This window comes from Alistipes sp. AF48-12 (assembly GCF_003477565.1).
GTDB classification, from domain to species: Bacteria; Bacteroidota; Bacteroidia; order Bacteroidales; family Rikenellaceae; genus Alistipes_A; species Alistipes_A hominis.
In genome coordinates, this window is the sequence record NZ_QUDJ01000013.1 from 37,826 (window position 1) to 61,654 (window position 23,829).

Consider the following 23,829-nt stretch of genomic DNA (forward strand, 5'->3'; position numbering starts at 1 on the left):
TGCGTCATGCTGAATAAAATCATAAACTTTTCATTGCACAACAGGCTGTTGGTGATGATTGCGGGCGTCGTGCTGCTGGCCGTGGGCACGTTTACCGCCCGCCATATGGAGGTCGACGTTTTTCCCGACTTGAATGCGCCGACCGTGGTCGTGATGACCGAGGCGAACGGAATGGCCGCCGAAGAGGTCGAACGCACCGTGACGTTCCCGATCGAAACGGCCGTCAACGGAGCGACCGACGTGCGCCGCGTGCGTTCGTCGTCGACGACCGGATTTTCGGTCGTCTGGGTCGAGTTCGACTGGGGAACCGATATTTACCGGGCGCGCCAGATCGTTTCCGAAAAGCTGGCTACGCTCAGCGAGACGCTGCCGCAGAACGTCGGCACGCCGACGCTCGGGCCGCAGTCGTCGATCCTCGGCGAACTGCTGATCGTCGGACTGACGGCCGATACCACTTCGTTACAGGAACTGCGGACGCTGGCCGATTGGGTGATCCGCCCGCGGCTGCTGGCTACCGGCGGCGTCGCCCAGGTAACGGTGATCGGCGGCGACATCAAGGAGTACCAGGTGCTGCTCGACCCGGCGCGGATGCGCCATTACGACGTTTCGATGCAACAGGTGCTCGACGTGGTGGCCGACCTGAGTCGCAATTCCAGCGGCGGTATCCTGAACCAGTACGGCAACGAATACATCATCCGCGGGGTGCTTTCCACGGCCGACGAGCAGGAGTTGGGGAAAGCCGTCGTTAAGACGACGGACGGCATTCCGGTGCTGCTCGAAAACGTTGCGGACGTGAAAATCGGAGCGAAATCGCCGCGGCTGGGCGTCGCTTCGGAGCGCGGCAAACCGGCCGTTCTGATGACCGTGACCAAACAACCGAATACCAATACGCTCGAACTGACCGACAAACTCGATCGGACGCTCGCCGAAATCCAGCGCACTCTGCCGCCGGACGTGCATGTTTCGACCGACATTTTCCGGCAGTCGCGGTTCATCGAAAGTTCGGTGGACAACATTCAGAAAGCGCTGTTCGAGGGGGCTATTTTCGTCGTGATCGTGCTGTTCGTCTTCCTGATGAATTTCCGCACGACGGTCATATCGCTGATCGCGCTGCCGCTGTCGTTGCTGGTGTCGGTGCTGGCGCTGAAGGCGATGGGGCTTACGATCAATACGATGAGCCTCGGCGGTATGGCCATTGCGATCGGCTCGCTGGTCGACGATGCGATCATCGACGTCGAGAACGTATTCAAGCGACTCCGACAGAACTTTTTGAAACCGAAAGAGGAACGGCTTCCGACGCTTACGGTCGTCTACGAGGCTTCGAAAGAAATCCGTACGTCGGTCGTCAATGCGACGATCATTACGATCGTGGCTTTCGTGCCGTTGTTTTTCCTCGGCGGGCTCGAAGGACGCATGTTGCGTCCGCTCGGGATTTCGTTCATCGTGGCGCTGTTCGCGTCGATGGTCGTCGCCGTGACGCTGACGCCGGTGCTGTGCAGTTACCTGCTGACCGGCGATCGGGTGTTGCAACGCAGCCAGAAGGAACCGATCGTTTCCCGTTTCCTGAAACGAATTTACAAAAAGGCGCTCGAATGGGTGCTTTCGCATAAACGGCTCGTAATCGGTTCGACCGTCGCGCTGTTCGTCGCTTCGCTGGTCGTATTTTTCAGCCTGGGACGGAATTTCCTACCGCCGTTCAACGAAGGTTCGCTGACGATCAATACCTCTACGATGCCCGGCATTTCGCTCGAAGAGTCCGATAAGATCGGGCGCGAGGTGGAACGTATCCTGCTCGAAATCCCCGAAATACAGACGGTCGCCCGCAAAACCGGGCGCGCCGAACTGGACGAACACGCGCTCGGCGTGAATGTTTCGGAAATGGAGGCTCCGTTCGAACTGGACGAGCGTTCGCGTCAGGAGTTTCTCTCCGACGTGCGGGCCCGGCTCGGCGTGCTGAAAGGCGTCAATATCGAAATCGGCCAGCCGATTTCGCATCGGATCGACGCGATGCTGTCCGGCACGAGGGCCAATATCGCGATCAAACTGTTCGGGCCCGACCTGAACCGGCTTTTCTCGCTCGGAAATCAGGTCAAAGGCGCCGTTTCGGGCGTCGCCGGCGTAGCCGACCTGAACGTCGAGCAGCAGGTCGAGCGTCCGCAGTTGCAGATCCGCCCGAAACGCGAAATGCTCGCCAAATACGGCATTCCGCTGCCCGAGTTTTCACGATTCATTGAGGTGGCGCTGGGCGGCGAAGTCGTTTCGCAGGTCTACGACCAGGGGCGTTCGTTCGACGTAACGGTCAAGATGGACGATGCCGACCGATCCGACATGGAGCGTATCGGGAATCTGACGATCGACGGGACGGCCGGTAAAGTGCCGCTCAGTTACGTGGCCGATATCGTATCGACCTCGGGGCCGAATGCGATCAGCCGCGAGAACGCACAGCGCAAGATCGTCGTATCGGCCAACGTGGCCGACCGCGACCTGCATAGCGTGGTGGGCGATATCCAGGAAATGATCCGGGAGAAGGTCGATCTGCCCGAAGGATACCATATCGAATACGGCGGCCAGTTCGAGAGCGAGCAGGCCGCGTCGCGGGTGCTGTCGCTTATGTCGATCATTTCGCTGCTCATTATCTTCTTGCTGCTGTTCCAGGAGTTCCGTAGCCTGTCGGTGTCGGGCATCATCATGCTGAATCTGCCGCTGGCGCTGATCGGCGGGATCGTTAGCATCTGGCTGACCAGCGGGGAGGTCAGTATCCCGGCGATTATCGGCTTCATTTCGCTGTTCGGCATTGCGACGCGCAACGGCATACTCCTTGTATCGCATTACAATCAACTGCGCAGCGAGGGCATGTCGTTGCACGACAGCGTGGTGAACGGATCGCTCGACCGGCTGAACCCGATCCTGATGACGGCGCTGTCGTCGGCGCTGGCGCTGATTCCGCTGGCGCTCGGCGGCGACTTGCCCGGTAACGAAATTCAGAGTCCGATGGCCAAGGTGATTCTGGGCGGACTGCTGAGTTCGACGCTGTTGAACGGGTTTATCGTTCCGGCAGTTTACCTGATTATTAACCGTAAAAACAGCAACGTATGAAATGCATCCTGATATTTGCGGCCGCCCTGTTTGCGGGGACGGCTTACGGTCAGCGCAGCGTTGACGACGTATTGCGCGAGGTCGAAGCCGCGAGCAAGGAACTGAAAGCCCAGCGCGAACTGACCGCCGCCCAGAAGATGGAAGCCCAGACCGGCAAGTACCTCGCCAATCCGAGCGTCGAGTTCGAAAGCCTGTGGGGCGGGGCCGAACGGATCCGTAATTCCGAGTTGACGGTGATGCAGGCTTTCGATTTTCCGTCGGCTTACGCATCGCGCAACAAGATTGCGAAACTTCGTTCGTCGTATTACGATACGGAAGGCGCCGCGTTGCGTCAGCAGTTGTTGCTGGACGCTAAGACGTTGTGCATCCAGATCGTCCACCTGAACCGGATGAAGGAGTTTCTGTCCGAACGGGTCGTCAATGCCGAACGGCTGGATTCCGCTTACCGTCGGAAGTTTGCAATCGGAGAAGCCAATATTCTGGAATGTAATAAGATCGGAGTCGAGCTGATCTCCGCGAAAACCGAGTATAACCTCAATGAAGCCGAACTGCTGGCCAAATGTCAGCAATTGGCTACGCTGACCGGAACCGAAAGCGACCGGTTTTCCGGTCTGGTCTATCCGACCGTGGAGAGTTTGCCTGCATTCGAACAACTGAGCGCGCTGTATATGGAGCAAAATCCGCAGGTGCAAAGCCTGCAGCAGCAGGTGTCGGTCGATAAGCAAAGCGTATCGCTGAACCGTTCGCTGTCGCTGCCGAAGTTCGAAATGGGTTATCGGCACGATTTCGGCGGGGAAGGACGTTTCAAAGGGTTCAAGGTGGGAATGTCGATTCCGCTTTTCGAGAACAAGAACAAGGTGAAGGCCGCGCGCGCCCAGGCGGCTTCGTCATCCGCTCAACTGGAAAGCGTTCGGCTGAATGCGGCGTCGGAGCTCCGGCAGTTGTACGACCAGGCCGTTACGCTGCGGGAATCGATGCGGTCGATGGAGTCGGTGTTGCTGGCGCAGAATAACCTGTCGATGCTGAACAAAGCGCTGGATGCCGGGCAGATCACGGTGATCGAGTATATTACCGAGATCGGCGTGCTGTACCAGAGCCGCCAGATGCAGTTGCAGCTCGAACGGGATTACAATTTGATAACAGCCCAACTTTTCCGGTTCGAATTGTAGGAACGCGTTCCTACAATTCGAACTTTATTTTCCGAATAACACGCTTACGGTTTTGTCCGTAAGCGTGTTATTTTTTATTTAGATTTGTGTGTTTTTATACAAATAAAATATTTTTTAAACATTTATTTCAAATGTCAATTTAAATACCTATCTTTGGCACGGTGAAAATATGTCTTTTGCGCGGATGTCGAGGCATTTAGTAATCAGAGTGATAGCAGATCGCCGGGAACGAACGGCATAAAACGAATAGAATCGGAAAGATGAAAATTGTAGGTGAACCGAAAGCATTTTTGAGCAACGAAGCATTGCAGCTCTTGAATCTTTATGAATCGCTGGGGCCGAGGGCGGAGATTTTCCTGCCGCGCCACATTTTTGACAACCTCACGAGTTTCGTGAGCCTTTGCATGGAGGAGCCCGATGATCCGGCCAAACAGCAGGCCGAGATCAACCGTTACCTGTTGAAGTTCAGGGAGGATATTCCGGGTTATACGGACGTTTCGCTGATGCTCATTCCGCACAGCAATTCGAAAGCGTTCGAACTGAGTAACCGCCGCGGCAAATTCGTCAAAAAAATCAACGCCCTGCTCGATACCGACGGTACCACCACCGAAGTCAAAAACGTGCTGCGGAACATCCGCGATACGCACGACCTCTCGGTCGGAACGCCTCCGATCAACAGTTTCCACATCGACTTCATGTCGCAGGTGCAATTGGGCGGCCATGTCCGCGATCTGCGTAAATACCGCGACGTGATCGGCGTGACGGGCGATATCAACGAGGCGCACTGGAATTACCTGATGGACACGCTCGAGCAGATGATCAGCCAGAGCACCCACTATACGACCAAAGCCGAGATCAACGACTTTTTGCACCGCAGCCAGTGGGCCGTGAATTTCAAGGGGATGAACGGCATGATCCGCACGGTCGTTTCGGGCAATGCCGACAAAGCCGTGTCGCTGCTCAGGGGCGACGTGTTCAACAAGGATGCCGTCGTGGTGCTCGAAAGTCCCGCGCCGGAGGATCTGTACGACCGGATGACGGTCGACACCACGTCGATTTTCGTGGTAAAGGTGAAGCATGCCCGGATCAACCACTATTCCGGGCCGAAGTGGTTCCCGCTGCTGACCCGTCTGGTGATCGTCGACGATTCGAAGGAGTCGCGCAGTTCGAACACTTCGCTGGTTTTCTGTTTTCACAACGGGATTATCAATACGCTGAATAAAGTACACACCAAAAAGCTGGGTTCCCCGGCCAATACGCAGTTGAACCTACGGTTGATCCTTGAGAACGTGAATCCTTCGTTCCTGATGGAGTTCCGCGAGAAACTCGAGGTGCAAATCGAGGAGTACGGCCGCGAGATCAAGTCGCTGCTGGTCGAGCAGACCGGCGACGACGCCGACGTCGAAAAGCGGATTACGCTGTTCAAACTCGACGCCTTTTCGCGCCAGGTCGTACAAGACAAGTATTCGCTTGAGAAACTGCGCGATTTCATTTTCTTCCTCGAAAACTGCCACAAGCAGGAGAATAAGAAGATCCAGACGCAGGAACTGATCGACGAGTTCGAAGGCCGGATGCGGAACTATTTTTACGCCGGCAATAAGCTGATCGACGTCATCACGATTCTCGAAGGAGGCGGACGCCACCAGATCAAGACTTTCGGCGATTATCTGCGCAGCCGGACGTTCAATAACCTCAGCAGCAAGATCCGTTACGCCTGCCAGTTGATCCTGGACGTTATTCCGAGCTGTTACGAACGCACCCTCAAGAACCATTTCCATAAGAATTTCGGAATCAACTTGTTCCTCGAAAAGTATCAGGAGTACCTGACCAAGGTGGGCAAGGACGCCGACAACAAGGGGCGTTTCGAAAAATTCCTGATCGATTTGGGGATTCGCGACAAATATTTCGCATTGAGCGACGACGACAAGGATATCGTCAAGAATTTCTTGTCGGCGCTCGGCAATATGGATCAGACTTCGGTATCGGATTCGGTGCAGATGATTATCCGCGACCTGTTGTTCAATCCGAACGGCCGTCCGAAACCCTATATCATTTACAACGGCGTACAGGCTTGGGAGTATAAGGATCTGCTGCCGGACGACTGTTTCGACGTCAATCCGTTCGACATCGAGATCGAGAACGACGCAGACGGCCGCCTGGCTTACGATCGGCTGATCGACCGCCTGTCGCGGATCAAATCGACGCTGGCGCTGTTCGACGACAGCGGCAGCCTGTGGGATCTGTTCTGCGAGAATACTACGATCATTATCAACGACCCGAACAATCCGACCGGTTATACCGATTTTAATACCGAGTCGGTCAATAACTTCCTGCGTTTCCTGAACAGTTGCAAGATCACGCTGTTCCTCGACGAGGCGTATGCCGAAAGCGTGAAGATCGAAGATACCACGATGCCCAAGTGGCGGACGATTTCGCGCTACATCATGAACAATATCAACGCGCAGTCGCGAATCAAGGCGATTTCGTCGCTGTCGACGACCAAAAACCTGGCGGCGACCGGCGAACGTCTCGGAGCCATCGCGCTGACGCCGCAGGCTGCCGATTTCGCGAAATACGCCCGCAGTTGCAACAGTGCTGCGCACGGCAACAACAATTCGTTGCTGATGTTGAACAATACGCTCGAAACGGCCCAGGTCGCCAAAAGTATCAAGGACCGCGTCGAAGCCGAACTGCCGAAAAACGCGTCTCGGTCGAAGATCAAGAAGACGATCGTCAAATTCATCGTCGATCAGATCGGCAAAACCGAGCAGAACAACGAGATCAGCAAAACCAACCGCCAGTTGCACAAGACGGCCGGATTCGAAGGATCGCCGCTGTACCTGTTCCTGCTCGACGAACTGGTTTCGCTCGATAAGCTCGACGTGCTGGGCTTGCCCGACGACTTCAAGTACCATAACGAGCCGTTCTTCATGTACTACCAGTCGCGCCTGGTCGAAAACCTGAACCGTTTCCGTGTCAACAAGAATTTCCGCAAGGAGTCGTTGACGCGGCTGAAGATGGCCCTGTCGGTCGCTTCGCGGCTACTGGACGGCACCGCGGAAGGCAAATACCTGAATTATATCAAATCGGACGGTTCTTATCTGTTCAATTTCCGTATTCGCGGCAAGTTCAGCTATGCTGACATCCTGCTGTTCTGCCAGTCGCTGGCCCGTTACCGGGGGATCGCTACGGTTCCGTATCCGACCGGCGTAGTACGCTTTTCGCTGGGCGGTTACATTTCGGCCGGGAAGGAGGGGATGAAGGTGTTTACCGCCGAGATCGAGGATGCGTTCTCCATTTTCATCAAGTATTGGATCCGGTTCGCCGATGCCCGCAACGATGTTGCCAACAAGGAGGTCGAAACGGCCGATTTGTTGCAGGGCGTTTTCGGTTATGCGAAGGATCAGGACTTTATCGACAGCGTGATTGCGGATTACAAACTGTCGGGCAAATACAAAAAGGACAAAGCGCCGTCGTTGCAGATCCGCGACGTACGATCGCTGTACCATACTTCGCCCGAACGCAGCGGCGTGACGATCACGACGATCGGTCGCTCGGCCAATTCGGTGATCGAACTGCACGGCGATATCGTCGGCAGTTGCAAGGACGTGTTCGAATTCATCAAAAGCCCGGCCTTCACGAAGGTCTATGAAAACTTGTTGGCGCAGGTGTACAAGCGGGTTCCGGCGCTGGCCGACCTCGATTTCAATACGGTCAGCTCGCGTTACGGCAAGGCTGTGATCCTGAAGTATATCACCAACAAGCGGACTTTCCAGCCGAATCACCACGTGCTGGATAATCCCGAGGAGAAGAACGTGATGCGCGAGATCCTGATCGAGATGGAGAACCTGCTGTTCTCGGATAGCAAGATGAAAATCCTGGCGATCAACGCGACCGGGAACCCCGAACTCGACAAAGCCAAGCTGGAAGGACTGAATTCGATCCTGAAAAAGTATATCCGCGAAATCCTGCTGCACTTCAACCTGCCGTTCGAGAAGGAGAGTCTCGAACCGAGCCGCAAGGAGATCATCCGCGTAGCCGGGGAGTGTTTCGAGGAGATTACCGGAATTAAGCTTTCGGAACTGAACCTGAATATCTGGGTGGACGAGTTCATGCAGAACCTGCGCGACCTGCCCGAATTCAAGTCGCTGCGGATTTCGCAGAAGTGCATCGGTTACATTACCGACAGCGTGGCCGCCGGGATCGCCAAATCGCCGGGAATTACCGACAAGATCTTGTACCTGTATTTGCTGAACAACGACAATTCGTTCTACAAGCTGGTTTGCAAGAAGCTGAAATATTTCGACGACAAGATCAGCAACTGCGACGATTCCGAACTCAAGATGTTTACCGAAGAGTTCGTTTCGAGCATCCTGCCGATGGAGTTGGAAGAGTTGAGCAACTACATCATGCGCAAGAAAGACATCAAGATCGCCGAGAGCGAGATTTATGCCGTTTCGCGCCGCGTAGTGCGGTTTTACATCAGCATGATCAAGCGTACCCGCGGTACGGACTATTACAACCGTTATGCCCACACGATGGTGCGTATCGTCGAAACGGCGTTCAAGAAGCAGAATTCGAGCGTCAACGAGATGGTGCAGCACGGTATCTCGCTGTACAAAGGATTCGAGATGGACAACAAATCGCTGGAGTCTTTTGAAAACGGCAAGATCGGGTGGATCAATGAACTGATGATCAAATGCGGCGTGATTTCGTCCGAACAGCCCGTTCAGGAACATACCCGGATCGTGACCGATGCGAAGAAGCGCGAGTATCCGTTCCACAAGGTAGATCGCGTGGTGAGCCGCAAGGAGAATGCCGGAACGCTCGCCGAAACCCCGACCGAATATATCAAGCACATCGACACCCGGCCGGATTCGTCGTTCTTTACGAACCGTCTGGCCCGTTTCGTCGCCAACATGGACTCGGACGACTACCGTTGTAAAGTAGTGAAGCACGGGATCGTCAAGGAACTGGTGATTTTCCAGAAGGGATACATGAAGTACCTGACCGATAACTTCCGGTTGAATTATACGGAAGATATCAGCCTGAAAGATATCAAGAATTTCGTGCCGGACGTAATTTCGCTGTTGGGCGCTCCCGAAAAGCTGATCTCGTTCCCGCAGATCGGGTATTTCGATATCAAAGGGCCGGCCGGCAATATCAAGACGATCGTGACGCCGTTGAAATCGGAAGCCGACTACTTCGGCGACGTGAAAAAGCCGCGTCTGACGGTCATCAACGAGAAGGTCAAGGAAATCGGCGGCGTTCCTCGCCACGGTTCGCTGTTCTTGGTCGAAGAGAACGACGGCAGCGTGTTCGTGGTCGAGATCGACGGCGACAGCGGAGTCGGCAAGAGCGAGATGATAGCGGCTTTCGTACTCAAGTGGCTGCGCAACAACCTCGAAGGTATCCGTTCGGTGAAGATGATCGCCGGGGATATGTTCCACGAGTTCCAGGATGCCGAAGGCAATCTGTACGGGATCGGAACCGAGGTGGGCGATTTCTCGCGGACGACCGACTTCGACCCCGATTATATCAAGTATTACAAGTACCTGTTCGAAAACAGCGCCGACAGCAATGTGGAAGACCGCAACGCCCGCAGCACGGTGGGCGGCATGTGCGACATCACGATGCCGTTCAAGATCGACATCATGCTCAGTGCGAGCAACTATTCGAAAGAAGAGGGCGGTATTACGCGCGCCGACAATCCGGAAACGTTCCTGCTCTATACCGACGCCCACGGCGAACGGAAAGAGAAAGCGACCAGCGGCGACGGTCCGAACTTCCAGCGTACGTTGAAGCGCTATACGGCCGATAAGGGAATCGTCGAAGTGATTTCGCGTCACGGCAACTACTTGGACGATATCCTGGACTGGGACTACAATCCGTCCGACAAGCAGTATTACCTGGCTTCGTCGTTCAAGCTGCTGGATAAGATCGACGTAACCGAAGTGGTGAAAATGATTTTCGTCAACCGCAGATTCGTGCGCGACGGCATCAGTTACCTGATCGAGGACGTATCGTTCGATATGATCCAGAATCGGTTTATCGCAACGGCCGTTTACGAAAGCGATAACGAAAAGATCTATACCGACGTCGTGATCGACCGGAAGATCTTCAGTTCGATGTTCGACTCGCTGGCGAGCACGCCGGGCGGACAGCCGTTCATTTCCGAGGAAGGGCAGGTCGAATGCGTCGAGAATCTGATTCTCTGTCTGCGCGGAGGCAAAGACGGCAAGGGCAAGGCGCGCGAGATCCAGTGCGGCGTTCTTTCGACCGAAATCGGCAAAAAGGGGCGCGAGATCACCGGGCCACAGAAAGCCGCCGCCGCTCTGAAGCAACTGATCCAGGAAGTGCGCGTCAACAAGCCGGAGATCAACGAGGGCAAGATCAAGGTCAAGAAGCTGATCAACGAGAAATACCGTCATATTTTCAACGGAGAGATGAACAGTTCGGAACTGTGGCGTTACAACTTCTACTTGTACCAGCTCGAAAACATGCGCAAAGCCGATCTGCGCCGAATCGACAACCGGAACAAAAAGGTGGATATCAGCAACCTGGTGAACTTCCGCCCGTCGGACAAGCACAGGGAGTTCAGTCCGCTGCTGGTCAATCCGAACCTGAATATCGAACTGTCGAGTTTCAGCGAAACCTTCGAGGAGCTGATGAGTTTCCCGAATTATCCAGACTTTGCCGAGGAGTTTGCGGCGAAAGTGGGTACGCTATATATTGCCGAGGGTTATAGCGAGGAGACGAATATCAACAATATGATCGTTCAGTTGCTGATCCTGGAGGGGTATATCAACAGCGACGATATCGCCCGAGGCAACGTGATCGAGAAAGTAAACCGCGAGACGATCGCCGCCGCGAAGTATGCCGTCGTACAGTTCCTCAATCAGAAGAAGGAGAGTGCGCAGCAGGCTCCGGCTCCGGTCGCCGAGAAGCCGTCGCCGAAGAAAAAATAGGCACGGATCGATCCGAATAGAAAGGGGGCGTAACCATTGGTTACGCCCCCTTCCGGTTGTGAAGAAATTATTTGAAACAGTGGTCTGAGCTTATTGGAAGAAGATCGGTTGTTCGAACTATCGGATGGTTACGGATTTGGTACGGACATCGTTGCTTCCGGCCGGGCGCGTTACGGAGAACGACGAGTTTTGCTCCCGGAGTTTGAAAATACCCGACGCGCTGTCCGGAACTCCGCTGTATCCGGTCCATTGCAGGGTGACTTTGATCTGGTCCTTGCCGGCCGGAACGAGCCCGGCGATGTCGAAGCTGACGCGTCCCCAGCCTTTCTGCCGCGTTTCGTCCTTGAATGCGTTGTGGCGCAGCGTGACGAATACCTCTTCGGGCGTCGATTTTTCCTCGTCGACCACCAGGTTCAGGAAGTGGGCTTTCTGCGGATCGTTTACGAAAATGATGAACTCGATGTTCAGGTACTCTCCCGTTCCGAACCAGGCGTTTTCGATGTCGATCGGATCCGTCCCGAGGCTGTCGATTTCGTCCGGAGTCAGTTCCGACAGGTAGACCGGCATTTTCGTCAGCAGTTTTTTCATGGCGTTTACCCGGATGTCGAAGCTATTCTCGCCCGTTTGTTCGAGCGGCGTGAACGTAGCGACTACCCGTAGGCTGTCTTCCACAGGGAAAGACGGGTCGAGGTTCTCGGTTACCCGGAGCGTGTTGCCGTTGTCGGTCTCTATTTTGAAATTCTCCGGAGTGCCGACAATCGTTCCCCAACTTTCGTTGGGGTGGAAATAGGCGTATTTGTTATCGTCCAAACACGAAGTGAGTCCCCACAGCGGAATGGCCGCCAGCATGGTTATTTTCAGAAATTTGTTCATGAATAAATAAGTTGTTTTGTTAGCTATTCGTTCGATATGGCACCTGTCCGGGCAATGTCGCTTCGGACGGTGCTCTGTAAAGTAGATGAAAGGGGATTGTCAAACGTTGCTTCGGAGAGCGTAAAAACGTGCGGCCCGGTTAGAAATTGTACCGCAGCCCCATCCGCAGGTTGACATTCCAACGGTTTTCGGTGCGATAGGAGAGCGGCTGGCGGTCATTGCGGAAATAGTAGCTGATTTCCGGCTGGACGAAAAGTCCGAAATGATCCGCGAAGTTATAGCTGACCCCGGTTCCCAGGTGGGCCGACCAGAACAGCCCTTTGGCCGACAGTTTATCCGTAACCGAGGAGGCCAGCGTCGAACCGTCGTAAATTTTCGTAGTGCCCCGTGCGGCAATGGCTTTCTCCGCCATAAAACCGCCGATGAAATAAATGTCGAAACGTTTGTTGTCCAGTACCGAGTAGGTCAGCGACAGCGGAATTCCCAGGTAGTGCACTTTTTGCGAGTAGCGGTAACTGAAAGCGCCCTCGATCTCGGCCTGCGAACTCAGGTAGGAGTATACCAGCCCCGTTTCGATACCCAGTCGCGGCGCCAGGTATTTGCGCACGTTCAGTCCCACCGAAACAGGGAACTTGTGATCCATGCTGCCCCGGCCGAATTCCGGAACTCCCCCTTTCGTATAGGCGAAACTGCTGTTTCCGTCGAGCAGCGACGTGAGTCGCGCCGGAGCCGGACCGCTTCCGGAAGCGGCCGACGAGAATGTCGAAGCGTTCGCGAAAGCCGAAGCGATCCATCCGTGGCGCGGACGGCGTTTTTGGGGATCCGGCGTGTCGAACAGGCGGCTGTGATCGGCGAGACGTTTCGGAGCGACCGTTTTGGCCGCCGTTTCGTTCTGCGGCGATGCTTGCCGGTCGGACACGGTCGTTTCGCTCGCGGGTTTGGGAGCAGCCGTCTTCCGCATATCGGAGGCTCCCGAATGCGAATCGGTATTCGCGGCTAGTACGGTCGCGCTTCCGTCGGCCTGCGGGGTGATAACCTCGATTTTGGCGGCCGATTGCAGTAGTTTGGCCAGCACCGGATCGTTCCCTTTCGCAGGGGCGGGGAGTTGCGCCTTGTCCCCGCCGCTCGCCGTGTATGTTTGTTCCGGGATATCCTGCAGAGACGGGAGCCCCGACCGGTAGACCCCGATGCCTGCGGCGATCAGCAGCAGAGCGGCGGCCGTCCCGTATCCGAGACGTCTTCCCAGGCTGCGTTTCGGACGGATTTCCAGTTCCGGATGGGCGTTCGCATGGAGCTGCATCCGTCGTTGCATCTGCTGCCACGACGGTACGGACTGTGCAGGCGTATAATCCTGCAATCTCTTTTTCAAGGCGTCTTCCAGCGAATCGCTCTTCATGGTTTTATATAATCTCTTCTTTCTGAAGTAATCTCTGTAAAAAAACTTTGGCCCTTAAGTACTGCGACCGGGATGTTCCCTCGCTGATGTTCAGCATGGCGGCGATCTCTTTGTGCGAATATCCTTCGATGGCAAAGAGGTTCAACACGGCCCGGTAGCCGTCCGGCAGTTCGGCGATGCAGCGCAGCAGTTCCGTTTCGGTCATCTGTTCCACGGCGGTCGCTTCAGTGCTGCCGAATTGCCCGGCCGCCTCTATTTCCGCCGCGTGGCCGATGATATCGGTTTTACGCAGATGTCCCAACGCCGTATTGACGAATATCCGGCGGAGCCATCCTTCGAACGAGCCTTCCCCGCGGAAACTGCCTATCTTCGAGAAGACCGTGATAAAACCGTCGTGCATCAGATCCTGTGCGATCTCTTTGTTACAGGCATAGCGCAAGCATACACCGTACATTTTGGGTGCATACTTCTCGTACAATTCCTGCTGTGCTCGCGGATCATTCTTACAACAGCGTTTTATCAGCTCTTTCTCGGTCACCAAATTGCAGGCTAATACTCCGATCTTTCAAATAGATGCGCAGTGGTTCGGTTTTGTTGCATCAATAACGGTTTTTTCCCGGAAATATTTTCAGCCCGGACGTATTTAATGTTCCTGTCGAGTGCAAATTTAATGAAATTTGTTCGTTTTAAAAAATAACGTCATCTTTGTCGAAACATCCATTCCAAAATACATGATTGTTCAAGCTTCCGCAGCGCTCTCCGCAGACGGTTATACGGACGATACTTCGCCCGGACGCCTGGTGCTTTCGCATCCGGCCGACTGGCAAGAGGTGTATCGTTTACGAGCCGGTTGCGATGCCGTTATGGTCGGGGCGGAGACCGTCCGCCGCGACGATCCTTCGTTGCTGTTGAAAGATCCTTCCCTGCGGCATCGGCGGGTGTCGCTCGGGATGAGTCTCGATCCGGTGAAGGTGACCGTTACCCGCAGCGGAGATCTGGATTCGGAATCCCGTTTTTTCTCGACGGGGGCGGGCGATAAAGTCGTAATTGCCGCGGGGGACGCGCCGGGCGAAAAACTGGAACGGCTCGGACGGGTCGCGACGGTCGTTCGGGTCGGGGTTCCCGTGACTGCGGAGGAAATTGTCGGCGTTTTGGAAACGATGGGGATTCGTTCCCTTTTTCTGGAAGGCGGAAGCCGGCTGATGACGCTGTTTTTGACCGGGAACCGGGTCGATCTGTTGCGGATCGCTGTGGCGCCGTTTTTCGTCGGGGAGTCCGGCGCGCCCCGTTTCGCGCGGGCCGGCGCGTTTCCGTTCGGCAAGGATCGCCGCATGGAGGTGTTGCAGGTTAGGCAGGTCGGCGATATGAGCGTGACAGACTATTCGCTGAGTCGGCGGGGAACCGATTATTTCCGGCTGCGGCAGGCCGTCGCTCTGGCGTTTGACTGTCCCCGTTCGGATTCGGCTTATTCGGTCGGCGCGGTGGCTGTGACCGCCGCCGGGCAGGTATTTACCGGATACAGCCGCGAAACGGCCGCCGATAACCATGCGGAGGAAGAGGCCATTCTGAAAGCCGAAAAGGCCGGCGTTTCCCTGAAAGGCGGCGTAATGTACAGTTCGATGGAGCCGTGTTCCACCCGAAAGTCGAAACCGCTGTCATGCAGCGCATTGATTACGGCTCATAAGATGGCGCGGGTCGTGTTCGCCGTCCATGAGCCCGATCATTTCGTACAGTGCCGCGGCGCTGCGGTGTTGGAGGAAGCGGGGATCGAAGTCTCTGTGATCGGGGATCTGGCGGCGGAAGCGATGCTGGCCAACGCGCATATCCGGTTATAACGTCCTTGCGGATAAGAATAAAGCGGCCCGGTCTCATGTCGAGACCGGGCCGCTCTGATACGCTGGGAAACCGGGATTATTGTCCCATATCGGCCGAGTAACGAGCGACATACCCCTCCTTGGTGACGCCTTCGATGTTGATCCGATACGATTCGGGATCGTCCGAGGTGTAGAACAGCACCGAAGCCTTGCCCGTTCCGTCGAATCGAAGCGAGGGATTCCAGTAGATCGTCGTACGCAGGTCGGGGCTGGATGCGGCCTTTTGTTCCGGCGTTTCATAGACCGGATTGTAGAAATCGGCGATCGTGCGGCAGCCGAGCGGTTTGATGAACGCTACGCCCGGAGCCGGCAGGTCGGCGATGGGTTCCGATCCGTCTTTACGCATGATACTGATAACGCCTCCTGCGCCCTTGATCCCGAAAAACGATCCGCTTCCCCCTTTGATAATGCTGATCGAACTCACTTCGTTCATGTATATCCGCGTCAATACGTCGTTATCGTAGTAGGGTACTTCGTCGATTAGGATCAGCGGTTCTATATCGCTTCCCCGGATGCTCAGTTTGGCTTCCGACAGTTTCCGAATACCGGGCACGGTACTTAGATAGTCCGTCACCAGGCGGCTCTGCATGTTTACGGGCACTTGGTCGCTGGTAATTGTCTTTTCGGCCATCGTTGCGTAGAAATTCCGTTGCTTTTGCTTCGCTTCCACGATTACCTCTTTCAACTGAATGACCCGCATCCCGCCGCTGTTGTAATATTTGTCGCGGACGTTGGCCAGGTACTTGCCGATGCCGGCCAGGTTGTCTTTGCCGTATGGGAAAGGCATACTGTCGGCCTCGGGGAACGTTTCGGGATCGACAAGGATATCCACGCCCGATCCCCCTTTACGGGTGGTCGCCTGCAGGATCAGCGATACGGTGTCGCTGAACTGGATGCTGTCGATCAGGAAACGTCCGTTCTCGTCGGCCCGTTTCATCATAAAACAGTCGGGCGAATAGGCGACGATCGAGGCGTCGGAGGCTCCCTTGCCGAACGCATTTTTCACCTGTCCGGATACGGCCTGTCCGGCTTCGATAAAGTATTTCGCTTCGAATTGCGGTGTCTGGGTCAGGTTTTCGATCCGGAACCTCCGCCAGCCGTGGGTCAGCATGACCAGATCCAGGTGGCGTTGGACGGCGGGCGTGTACGGGCCGTTGAAATAGTAGCCGGGGTTTTCGATGTACCCTTTCAGGTCGGAGGTCAGCAGGATATTCGACAGGATGTTGTCCCCGAGCGAATCCGGATAGACGGTATGATTGTCGGTGATGCTCATCGAGAATTCTCCTTCGGCGGGTTGTCCGCCCAGATCGGCCAGCGAAATTTCCATCCGTACCGGTTCCCGTTTGCCGTATTTCGGCTTGTCGGTCGCGACGTTCCATTCCACGGCGTCCGGATGGCGGACGAACAGCAGCCTCTCGCTGATCGGCGTTCCGCTTTCGTCCGCCAGCAGGAAATGGACGATTCCGTCCGGGAAGGCGTCCCCGCTCAGCTTGCCGGACGTTTTTTCCGCGCTCAGCGGGAGCATCAGCCGGATGTCTCCGCGCAGGTGCGCGATCAGGAACAGGGAGTCCGGCCAAACGGCTTCGGCAGCCTTCTGCACATTGTAAAAGATAGCCCCGTTGCGGAAAGCCATTTGGAGTCCCATTCCGTCGCTACGTACTTCGGGCAGCGGAAAACGTTTGACGATGCCTTTCTCCGACCGGGTTTCGGCGGTGTATCGCTGCCCGGCTTCCGGAGTCAGCATCAGCGTACCCATGCCGTCGTGTTCGGTGGCGAACGACGTTAGCGTGTCGCCCTGGGCGTTCGTTACGAAACCGGTTACCGGTAGGGAGAATCCAGTCGCGGCCTGCGCTTTGAAAGCTACGTGCTGGGTTATGCCGTTCAGCAGACTGCCCCCTTCGGGGAAAAACGATACGGCGTATTCGTTTTCCGGAGCATTGTTGATGTTGAACGTATTCGAATAATCCAGCGTTTCGTCTTCGAATTTGACGGCGATGCGCATGTTGCCCGGCGAGAGTTTCAGGTTTTGAACGGTCAGGACTCCCTTGTCGTCGGTCGTTTGCTGCCCCGTTACGGTTTTCAGGTCTTTGCCCGATACGTCGTACGATACTTTGATTCCGGAATGCACGCCGCCCGCAGCGTTGAAAAAGCGGATACGCAGGGTGCCTCCGTTGTCCGGCGCCGGGCGTTCGGTCACTTCCGAAAGGATATCGGTGACGATGGAATTGCCGATTTGCAGGCCGTGTCGGTAGAAAAATGCCGGATCGGTATTCTGCATCCAACTGGTGTATCCCCTCAGGTAATACTCTCCGGCCGGCAGGTCGGCCGGCAGCGGGATGCTTCCCCGGAATCCCAGCGAGTCGCGCCTGAATTTGAACCGTTGCAGCACCGAATCGCCGCGGTCGGTCAGTTCCACGTATATGTAGTTGCTCGGGCTGTTGTCCATGTGCGTGATGGCGTTCAGCAGGTATCCCCGGAACCATATCTCTTCTCCCGCTCCGTAGTAGGGCTTGTCCAGGTGGAGATACAGTTTTTCCTGCGGGGTTTTCCCGATGGTCTGGAAATAGTTGATTACCGAACCGCCGAAATCGGGCTCCGGGGCCAAAGCCGAAAAGGAGCCGAAAAGCAGGATAACAAACACGGCGAGGAGTGTCGTCCCGGAAACGCGTAGTCTCATACGAATAAGTTTTAGGTTTAGGTGTATTCGACAATATGCGGCATGATTGGTGCCGCACATCGTTACTAATAATAAAATTAAATCTTTTTAGCGTATAATCCAAGCGTTACGATCGAAAATGTCGGCTGAGAGAGAATTTTCGGTTGGAATTTTCAAAATAGTTTTGGATATTTGCAGTCCGAACAAATGAATGTTCATTCATTATTTAACGAGGACGGAAAGGAATGGCCAAGAAAATGGATATGACCAAACTGGATCGGATCCGGGAGGCTTCCGTGGAGATCATCAGCGAACACGGGATTCTGAACAGTTCCGTGGCGTCGATCGCCGAACGGGCCGGCGTTTCGGTGGGTTATCTGTACCGTCATTATCCGGGGAAGGTCGATCTGATCAACGACCTGCTCGAAGATGCGCTCAGGACGATCACCGACCGGATCTATGCGTTGGCCGACGAGACGAACGACATCCGGAAAATCGTGCGCGGGATCGTGGAGTTCATCATCGAGAGCGCTGCGACTAACCGCCCGAAACATAAGTTTCTGATCATGCTGCTGAACGACTTTTCGGTGGAGATCAATCCGGATATCCGGGAACGGATCCGGAGCATCGGGGATACGCTGATTGCGGTGGGGCGAAAAAATAATGTTTTGCGTGACGATACATCCGTTGAAGATTTGTATATTGCATTGGTCGGAATCCCCATGCAGTACCTTGCTTCGCGGTATAAGTTCGGTTTCGGGGACGAGACCGGCGATCAGCGGAGACTGATCGAAAAGATAACGGCTATATCATTGAGTGCCATTCAATAACAGTCAAGGAGTATGAGGAATTTTTGGATAGCGGTTAGTATTGCTACCGGGCTTGCGACGGCAGTCTGCGGGCAGGATGCGAAATCGTTGACTTACGATCAGGCGTTGGAGATGACCCTGACGCGGAATCCGGAGCTGAAGGCGCTTCCTATGAACAGGAAGCGGCTCTGCGGGAGCGGAAAGCGGCTTACGGACTGAGACTGCCGCAAGCGAGCGTTACCGGTACTTATGTTTATATGGGCGACGACATGTCGGTCGGCATGAACGACCTGAAAGGGCCGGTCGGCGGAATCCTCGGCAGTTTGCCGGAAGGACTGCTTCCTCCGGCCGTTTTGCAGCAGGCCCAGGCTTTGCTGGCAAAGGATTGGGCGATGAAACTGCAGGATCGCAGTTTCGGAACCGTCGCGGCCAACATCACCGTTCCGGTCTATACCGGCGGTAAGATCAACGCGGCGAACAACGCGGCGAAGATCAAGGTCGAAAATGCGGCGCAGAAAGAGACGCAGGCGCGTAACGGGCTGGTGTCGGAACTTACCGAACGTTATTACGGACTCGCCCTTGCGATGCAGGTGGTCGAAGTGCGCAAGCAGGTGCTCGACGGAATGCGCCACCATTTGTCGGATGCGGTCGCGCTGGAAAACAACGGGATCATCGCCAAGGGCGAGCGGCTCTATGCGGAGGTGCATACCGCCGAGGCCGAACGGGAATACCTGAAGGCGCAGAAAACCGTCGAAACCCTGAAAAGCGCATTGGGCAGCACGCTCAACAGCGAGGAATCCGTCTCTCCCGCCAGCGATATGTTTATCCTCAGCGATATCGAAGGGGCGGATTATTTCAAGCAGTGCGCTCTCGACCGGAACCCGCTGTTGCGGCAGGTATCGTACGCGAAACGCCTTGCGACCGAGAATATGCGATTGCAGCGTTCCGAGTTCGCTCCCCAGGTGGCGCTGATGGGTATCGCTTCGCTGTATAATTACCAGGTGTCGTCGATCATGCCGAAATGGGCCGTCGGGGCCGGCGTATCGTTCAAGATCTTCGACGGTCTGCACCGCGAGTATAAGTTCAGCGCGGCGCGCTGGCAGATCCGCCAGGCCGAGGCGGTCGGCGAGCAGGCGCACAACAACATGTTGACGCTGATCGACAAACTGTACAACGAAATGGTCACTTATTCGCAGCAACTTCCTTCGGTGGACGCTTCGTATCGTTTTGCGACGGAATACTTGCGGATCAAGGACGAGGCTTTCAAGGAGGGGGCGGCTCCGTCGTCGGACGTCGTGGATGCGCGGCTGAACCTGGCCAAGATCAAGATCGAGCGGTTGCAGGCGGCCTATTATTACGACCTGATGCTGGCGCGGCTGCTGGAAGCGGCCGGAATCAGCGAGGCGTTTTCCGATTATGCCAAACGGTCGGCCGCCATGCCGATCCGGTTCGAGGACGAATCGAACTGATGAAGGGCCTGTGTATTTGAAAAAATGCCGAGAAAAAACGTAAAAATAATAATCGTATGAAAAAGAGTAATGTCATCGGATTGACCATCGGGATCGTGGTCGTGATTGTGACCGTTTCGCTGATCTGCTGGTTCGCAATCAAGCCCGTGCCTACGCTGATTCAGGGCGAGGTCGAAGTGAAGAGCATCAAGATCTCGTCCAAGTTGGCCGGACGTATCGAGCAGATGGACGTGAAAGAGGGACAACAGGTGAAAAAGGGAGAGCTGCTGTTCGTGCTCAGTACGCCGGAAGTCGAAGCTAAATTGCGTCAGGCCGAGGCGGCCCGCAACGCGGCCGGCGCGCAGAGCGCCAAGGCCAGCCGGGGCGCCCGCATCCAGGAGATCGAGGGAGCGCTGAATATGTGGAAAAAAGCGCAGGCGGGGGTCGAACTGGCCCAGAAAAGTTTCGACCGGGTGAAAAATCTATACGAGTCGGGAGTCGTTCCCGCCCAAAAATACGACGAAGCGCTGGCGAACCTGAAAGCGATGCAGACGACCGAATCGGCCGCTAAAGCGCAGTACGACATGGCGGTCGAGGGCGCCCGCCGCGAAGACCGGGAGGCCGCCGCCGCGCTGGTCGACCAGGCTTCGGGAGCCGTTTCCGAAGTGGAGTCCTATATTTCCGATGCGATGCAGTATTCGCCGATCGACGGCGAGGTGTCGTCGGTGATCGCCGAAAAAGGCGAACTGATCGGGTCGGGCTATCCGGTGATTACGTTGCTGGATATGAACGATCTGTGGATTACTTTTAATATCAAGGAGGATCTGTTGCCGAAAATCAGGATCGGGTCGGTGCTGAAAGCCTACGTTCCGGGACTGGGCGGAGCGATCGAGCTAAAGGTCGATTATATCGCCGTGCAAGCCGAATATGCGACCTGGTCGGCCACTCGGACCAAAGGCGATTTCGATATCCGCACGTTCGAGGTCAAGGCGCGCCCCGTAGCTAAAGTCGACGGTTTGCGTCCGGGGATGACCGTCACGGTGAACTGGGACGAAATCCGGTAAATCAGAGGTTGCCGGAGCGACGGATTTCCGGCGGCCGTTCGCGTTTCCGTCCGGCGGAGATGCGGTTTCAAATTTCGGAAAAAATGGAATATATCAGAGCATTCTGGCGGGTATTTGTCCGGGAAGTCCGGACGTTCGGCAACCACAAGGTCTTTTACAGGCTTTCGGTGGGGCTGCCGATCCTGTCGTTCCTGTTCTTCGTCGTGCTGTTCCGCAGCGGAGTGCCGCACGACATGCCGGTAGCCGTGCTCGATCAGGACAATACGCCGCTGTCGCGTCAACTCGTCCGGATGATCGACGCTACGCCGTCGGCGAAAGTGGCCTACCGGATTGCCGGTATGGACGAGGGCGAACGGATGATGAAGGAGGGTACGATCGATGCGATCGTCTTTATTCCCCGCGATCTGGAAAAGAACGTGTACAGCAATACGCAGACCGGAGTCGTGGCTTATATCAACGACCTGAACCTCGCCAAGAACGGTATGCTGAACAAAGATATCCAGACGACCGTTACGACCTTTTCTTCCGGGATACAGATCCAGACGCTGATGAAAAAAGGATTGTCCGAAAAGGAAGCCTACGAGCAGATGATGCCGATCTATTTCGAAAAGCATGTCCTGTTCAATCCCTATGTCAATTACACATACTACTTGCTGCCGGTTTTTCTGCCGGTCATGTTGTTGATATTTACGCTGATATCGACGGTGTTTACCATCGGGGTGGAACTGAAGAACGGCACGGCGCGGCAATGGCTGTCGACCGCGGGAGACAACGCGCTCGTCGCGCTGGCCGGCAAGCTGACTCCGTATACGATCATTTTCTTCGCTCTTTGTATGCTGATGAATACCATTCTGTTCAAATTCGTCGGCGTTCCGCTGAACGGCAGCGTTCCGCTGCTGTTCGCGTCGGGCCTGGTCTTCGTGCTGGCCTATCAGGCGATCGGCGTGGCGATCAGCGTTCTGTTGAGCAACCTGCGGCTGTCGCTGTCGATCGGCGGAGGGTATTCGGTGCTGGCGTTCACCTTTTCGGGGCTTACGTTCCCGTTCCTGGCGATGGATCTTCCGGTACGGATCATCGGTTATGTTTTTCCGTTGACCTATTACGTGGACATCTTCATCGACCAGGCGATGCGGGGCGCTCCGCCCGTCTATACCATTAACTACCTCGGATACATGTCCGTTTTCATCCTGCTGCCGGTCGTCCTGCTGCCGCGGTTGAAGCGGATCTGCACCGATGAAAAATACTGGGGGAGGTTGTAGTCATGGGTTTATCGAAATTCAAAATAAAATACCGGGAGTTCGTCGATATCCTGCGTCACGAATACCATTATATTTTTCACGACGGCGGGGTGCTGCTGGTCGTGGTCGGAGCGATCCTGATCTATTCGACGGCCTATTCGTTCGCCTATAAGAACGAGGTGCTGCGCGACATTCCGATCGCAATCGTCGATAACAGCCAGACCCCGTCGAGCCGTCAGATAATCCGTTCGTTCGATGCGACGCCGAACCTGCGCGTGGCTTATAAGCCGACCAGTCTCGAAGAGGCGAAAAAGCTGTTTTACCAGCGCAAGGTCAACGGAGTGATCGTGATTCCGTCGGATTACGAAAAAAAGCTGCAGCGGGCCGAAAAGGTGAATCTGGCGATCTATGCCGACGCCAGTTACTTTCTGATGTACCGGCAGGTGTTTTTCGACGTCACCAGCAGCGTGCTCCATTCGAACGGCAACGTGGAGTGGGTGCGGTTCGTTTCGAAAGGCGCCCAGCCGAAACAGGCCGAAGCGCTGAGCAATCCGGTGACGATCTCCGTAAAGAACCTGTACAATCCGTCCGGCGGTTATGCGACTTTTATCATGCCGGCCATCATCATGGTCATCATCCAGCAGACGCTGCTGATCGGGATCGGCATGGTCGGCGGAACGTGGCGCGAGCTGAAACTGTACCGGACGCTGATACCCGCCGGCGAAAAACGGCTGGCCGTGCTGCCGATGGTTTCCGGTAAAACGGTCGCCTACCTGTCGGTGTACTGCCTGACGCTGCTCTATGTGCTGGGCGTTCACTACCGGATCTTCGGTTATCCGATGAACGGGTCGTGGGGAACGGTGATGCTGTTCCTGCTGCCGTACCTGCTGTCGTGCATCTTTCTCGGTATCGCTCTATCCACGTTGTTCCGTTACCGCGAGAATTCGTTGCTGTTGCTGTTGTTTACTTCGATTCCGTTCCTGATGCTCAGCGGGGCTTCGATTCCGAAGGAGTGTATGCCCGAATGGCTTTACGCGATCGGGAAGGTGGTGCCGAGTAGCAGCGGCGTGGACGGGTTCGTGCGAATCCAGACGATGGGGGCCACGCTATCCGAGGTTTCCGTGCAGTGGTGCACGCTGTGGGTATTGACGGCGGTCTATTTCGGCTTGGCCTGCCTGGGTATGCGCAATATCATCCGGCGCGTGGAGAACCGACAGGAGTGACGATTCGGCCCGTAT

Annotated in this window: 14 protein-coding genes; 10 read left to right on the top strand and 4 right to left on the bottom strand. The window is 55.5% G+C overall.

All coding sequences use genetic code 11. From position 1 onward, the window contains the following. The first annotated feature begins 6 nt into the window (after positions 1-6). The 3 genes from DW082_RS09260 (at position 7) to DW082_RS09270 (ending at position 11,233) form a co-directional block, all read left to right on the top strand. Positions 7-3,096 carry an efflux RND transporter permease subunit gene (locus tag DW082_RS09260; protein WP_118458331.1) on the top strand — a complete coding sequence of 1,030 codons (3,090 nt, stop codon included), beginning with the start codon at positions 7-9 and terminating at the stop codon, positions 3,094-3,096. Beyond that, a complete protein-coding gene (locus DW082_RS09265) occupies positions 3,093-4,265 on the top strand; it encodes a TolC family protein (RefSeq protein WP_118458333.1) in 1,173 nt (390 codons plus the stop codon). Before DW082_RS09260 ends, DW082_RS09265 begins: the two co-directional genes overlap by 4 nt. A gap of 260 nt (positions 4,266-4,525) precedes the next feature. Beyond that, the gene (locus tag DW082_RS09270) at positions 4,526-11,233 is read left to right on the top strand and encodes an aminotransferase class I/II-fold pyridoxal phosphate-dependent enzyme (RefSeq protein WP_055203816.1); all 6,708 of its coding nucleotides are present in this window, start codon (positions 4,526-4,528) and stop codon (positions 11,231-11,233) included. Positions 11,234-11,350: 117 nt separating this feature from the next. Here the strand turns inward: DW082_RS09270 and DW082_RS09275 are convergent, their stop codons facing one another. The 3 genes from DW082_RS09275 to DW082_RS09285 form a co-directional block, all read right to left on the bottom strand. Continuing rightward, positions 11,351-12,106, bottom strand: coding sequence for a hypothetical protein (locus tag DW082_RS09275; RefSeq protein WP_118458335.1), 756 nt, complete (start codon positions 12,104-12,106; stop codon positions 11,351-11,353). A 139-nt stretch (positions 12,107-12,245) separates the two neighbouring features. Next, the gene (locus DW082_RS09280) at positions 12,246-13,502 is read right to left on the bottom strand and encodes a porin family protein (protein WP_118458336.1); all 1,257 of its coding nucleotides are present in this window, start codon (positions 13,500-13,502) and stop codon (positions 12,246-12,248) included. Between the two features lie 4 nt (positions 13,503-13,506). Further along, positions 13,507-14,040: an RNA polymerase sigma factor gene (locus tag DW082_RS09285; protein ID WP_118458366.1), complete on the bottom strand. Its 534-nt coding sequence runs from the start codon at positions 14,038-14,040 to the stop codon at positions 13,507-13,509. 193 nt (positions 14,041-14,233) lie between these two features. Between DW082_RS09285 and DW082_RS09290 the strand changes: the two genes are divergently transcribed. Further along, positions 14,234-15,337 carry a dihydrofolate reductase family protein gene (locus tag DW082_RS09290; protein WP_118458338.1) on the top strand — a complete coding sequence of 368 codons (1,104 nt, stop codon included), beginning with the start codon at positions 14,234-14,236 and terminating at the stop codon, positions 15,335-15,337. A gap of 76 nt (positions 15,338-15,413) precedes the next feature. On the opposite strand, the gene DW082_RS09295 is transcribed toward DW082_RS09290, so the two are convergent. After that, the gene (locus tag DW082_RS09295) at positions 15,414-18,053 is read right to left on the bottom strand and encodes a Plug domain-containing protein (RefSeq protein WP_182424138.1); all 2,640 of its coding nucleotides are present in this window, start codon (positions 18,051-18,053) and stop codon (positions 15,414-15,416) included. 242 nt (positions 18,054-18,295) lie between these two features. Between DW082_RS09295 and DW082_RS09300 the strand changes: the two genes are divergently transcribed. From DW082_RS09300 to DW082_RS09320, 6 genes are all read left to right on the top strand, one after another. Then, positions 18,296-18,862, top strand: a complete 567-nt coding sequence (locus DW082_RS09300) for a TetR/AcrR family transcriptional regulator (RefSeq protein ID WP_259335576.1) — start codon at positions 18,296-18,298, stop codon at positions 18,860-18,862. A gap of 12 nt (positions 18,863-18,874) precedes the next feature. Continuing rightward, a complete protein-coding gene (locus DW082_RS15080; protein WP_259335577.1) occupies positions 18,875-19,060 on the top strand; it encodes a hypothetical protein in 186 nt (61 codons plus the stop codon). A 2-nt stretch (positions 19,061-19,062) separates the two neighbouring features. Further along, complete coding sequence (locus DW082_RS09305) at positions 19,063-20,310, top strand: TolC family protein (protein WP_259335581.1); 1,248 nt, start codon at positions 19,063-19,065, stop codon at positions 20,308-20,310. Positions 20,311-20,366: 56 nt separating this feature from the next. Then, positions 20,367-21,353, top strand: coding sequence for an HlyD family secretion protein (locus tag DW082_RS09310; RefSeq protein ID WP_101570877.1), 987 nt, complete (start codon positions 20,367-20,369; stop codon positions 21,351-21,353). 83 nt (positions 21,354-21,436) lie between these two features. Further along, positions 21,437-22,612: an ABC transporter permease gene (locus DW082_RS09315; protein WP_118458369.1), complete on the top strand. Its 1,176-nt coding sequence runs from the start codon at positions 21,437-21,439 to the stop codon at positions 22,610-22,612. Between the two features lie 2 nt (positions 22,613-22,614). After that, positions 22,615-23,814 (top strand): ABC transporter permease, encoded by a 1,200-nt coding sequence (locus tag DW082_RS09320; RefSeq protein WP_118458342.1) that lies wholly within the window; start codon positions 22,615-22,617, stop codon positions 23,812-23,814. The last annotated feature ends 15 nt before the right edge of the window (positions 23,815-23,829 follow it).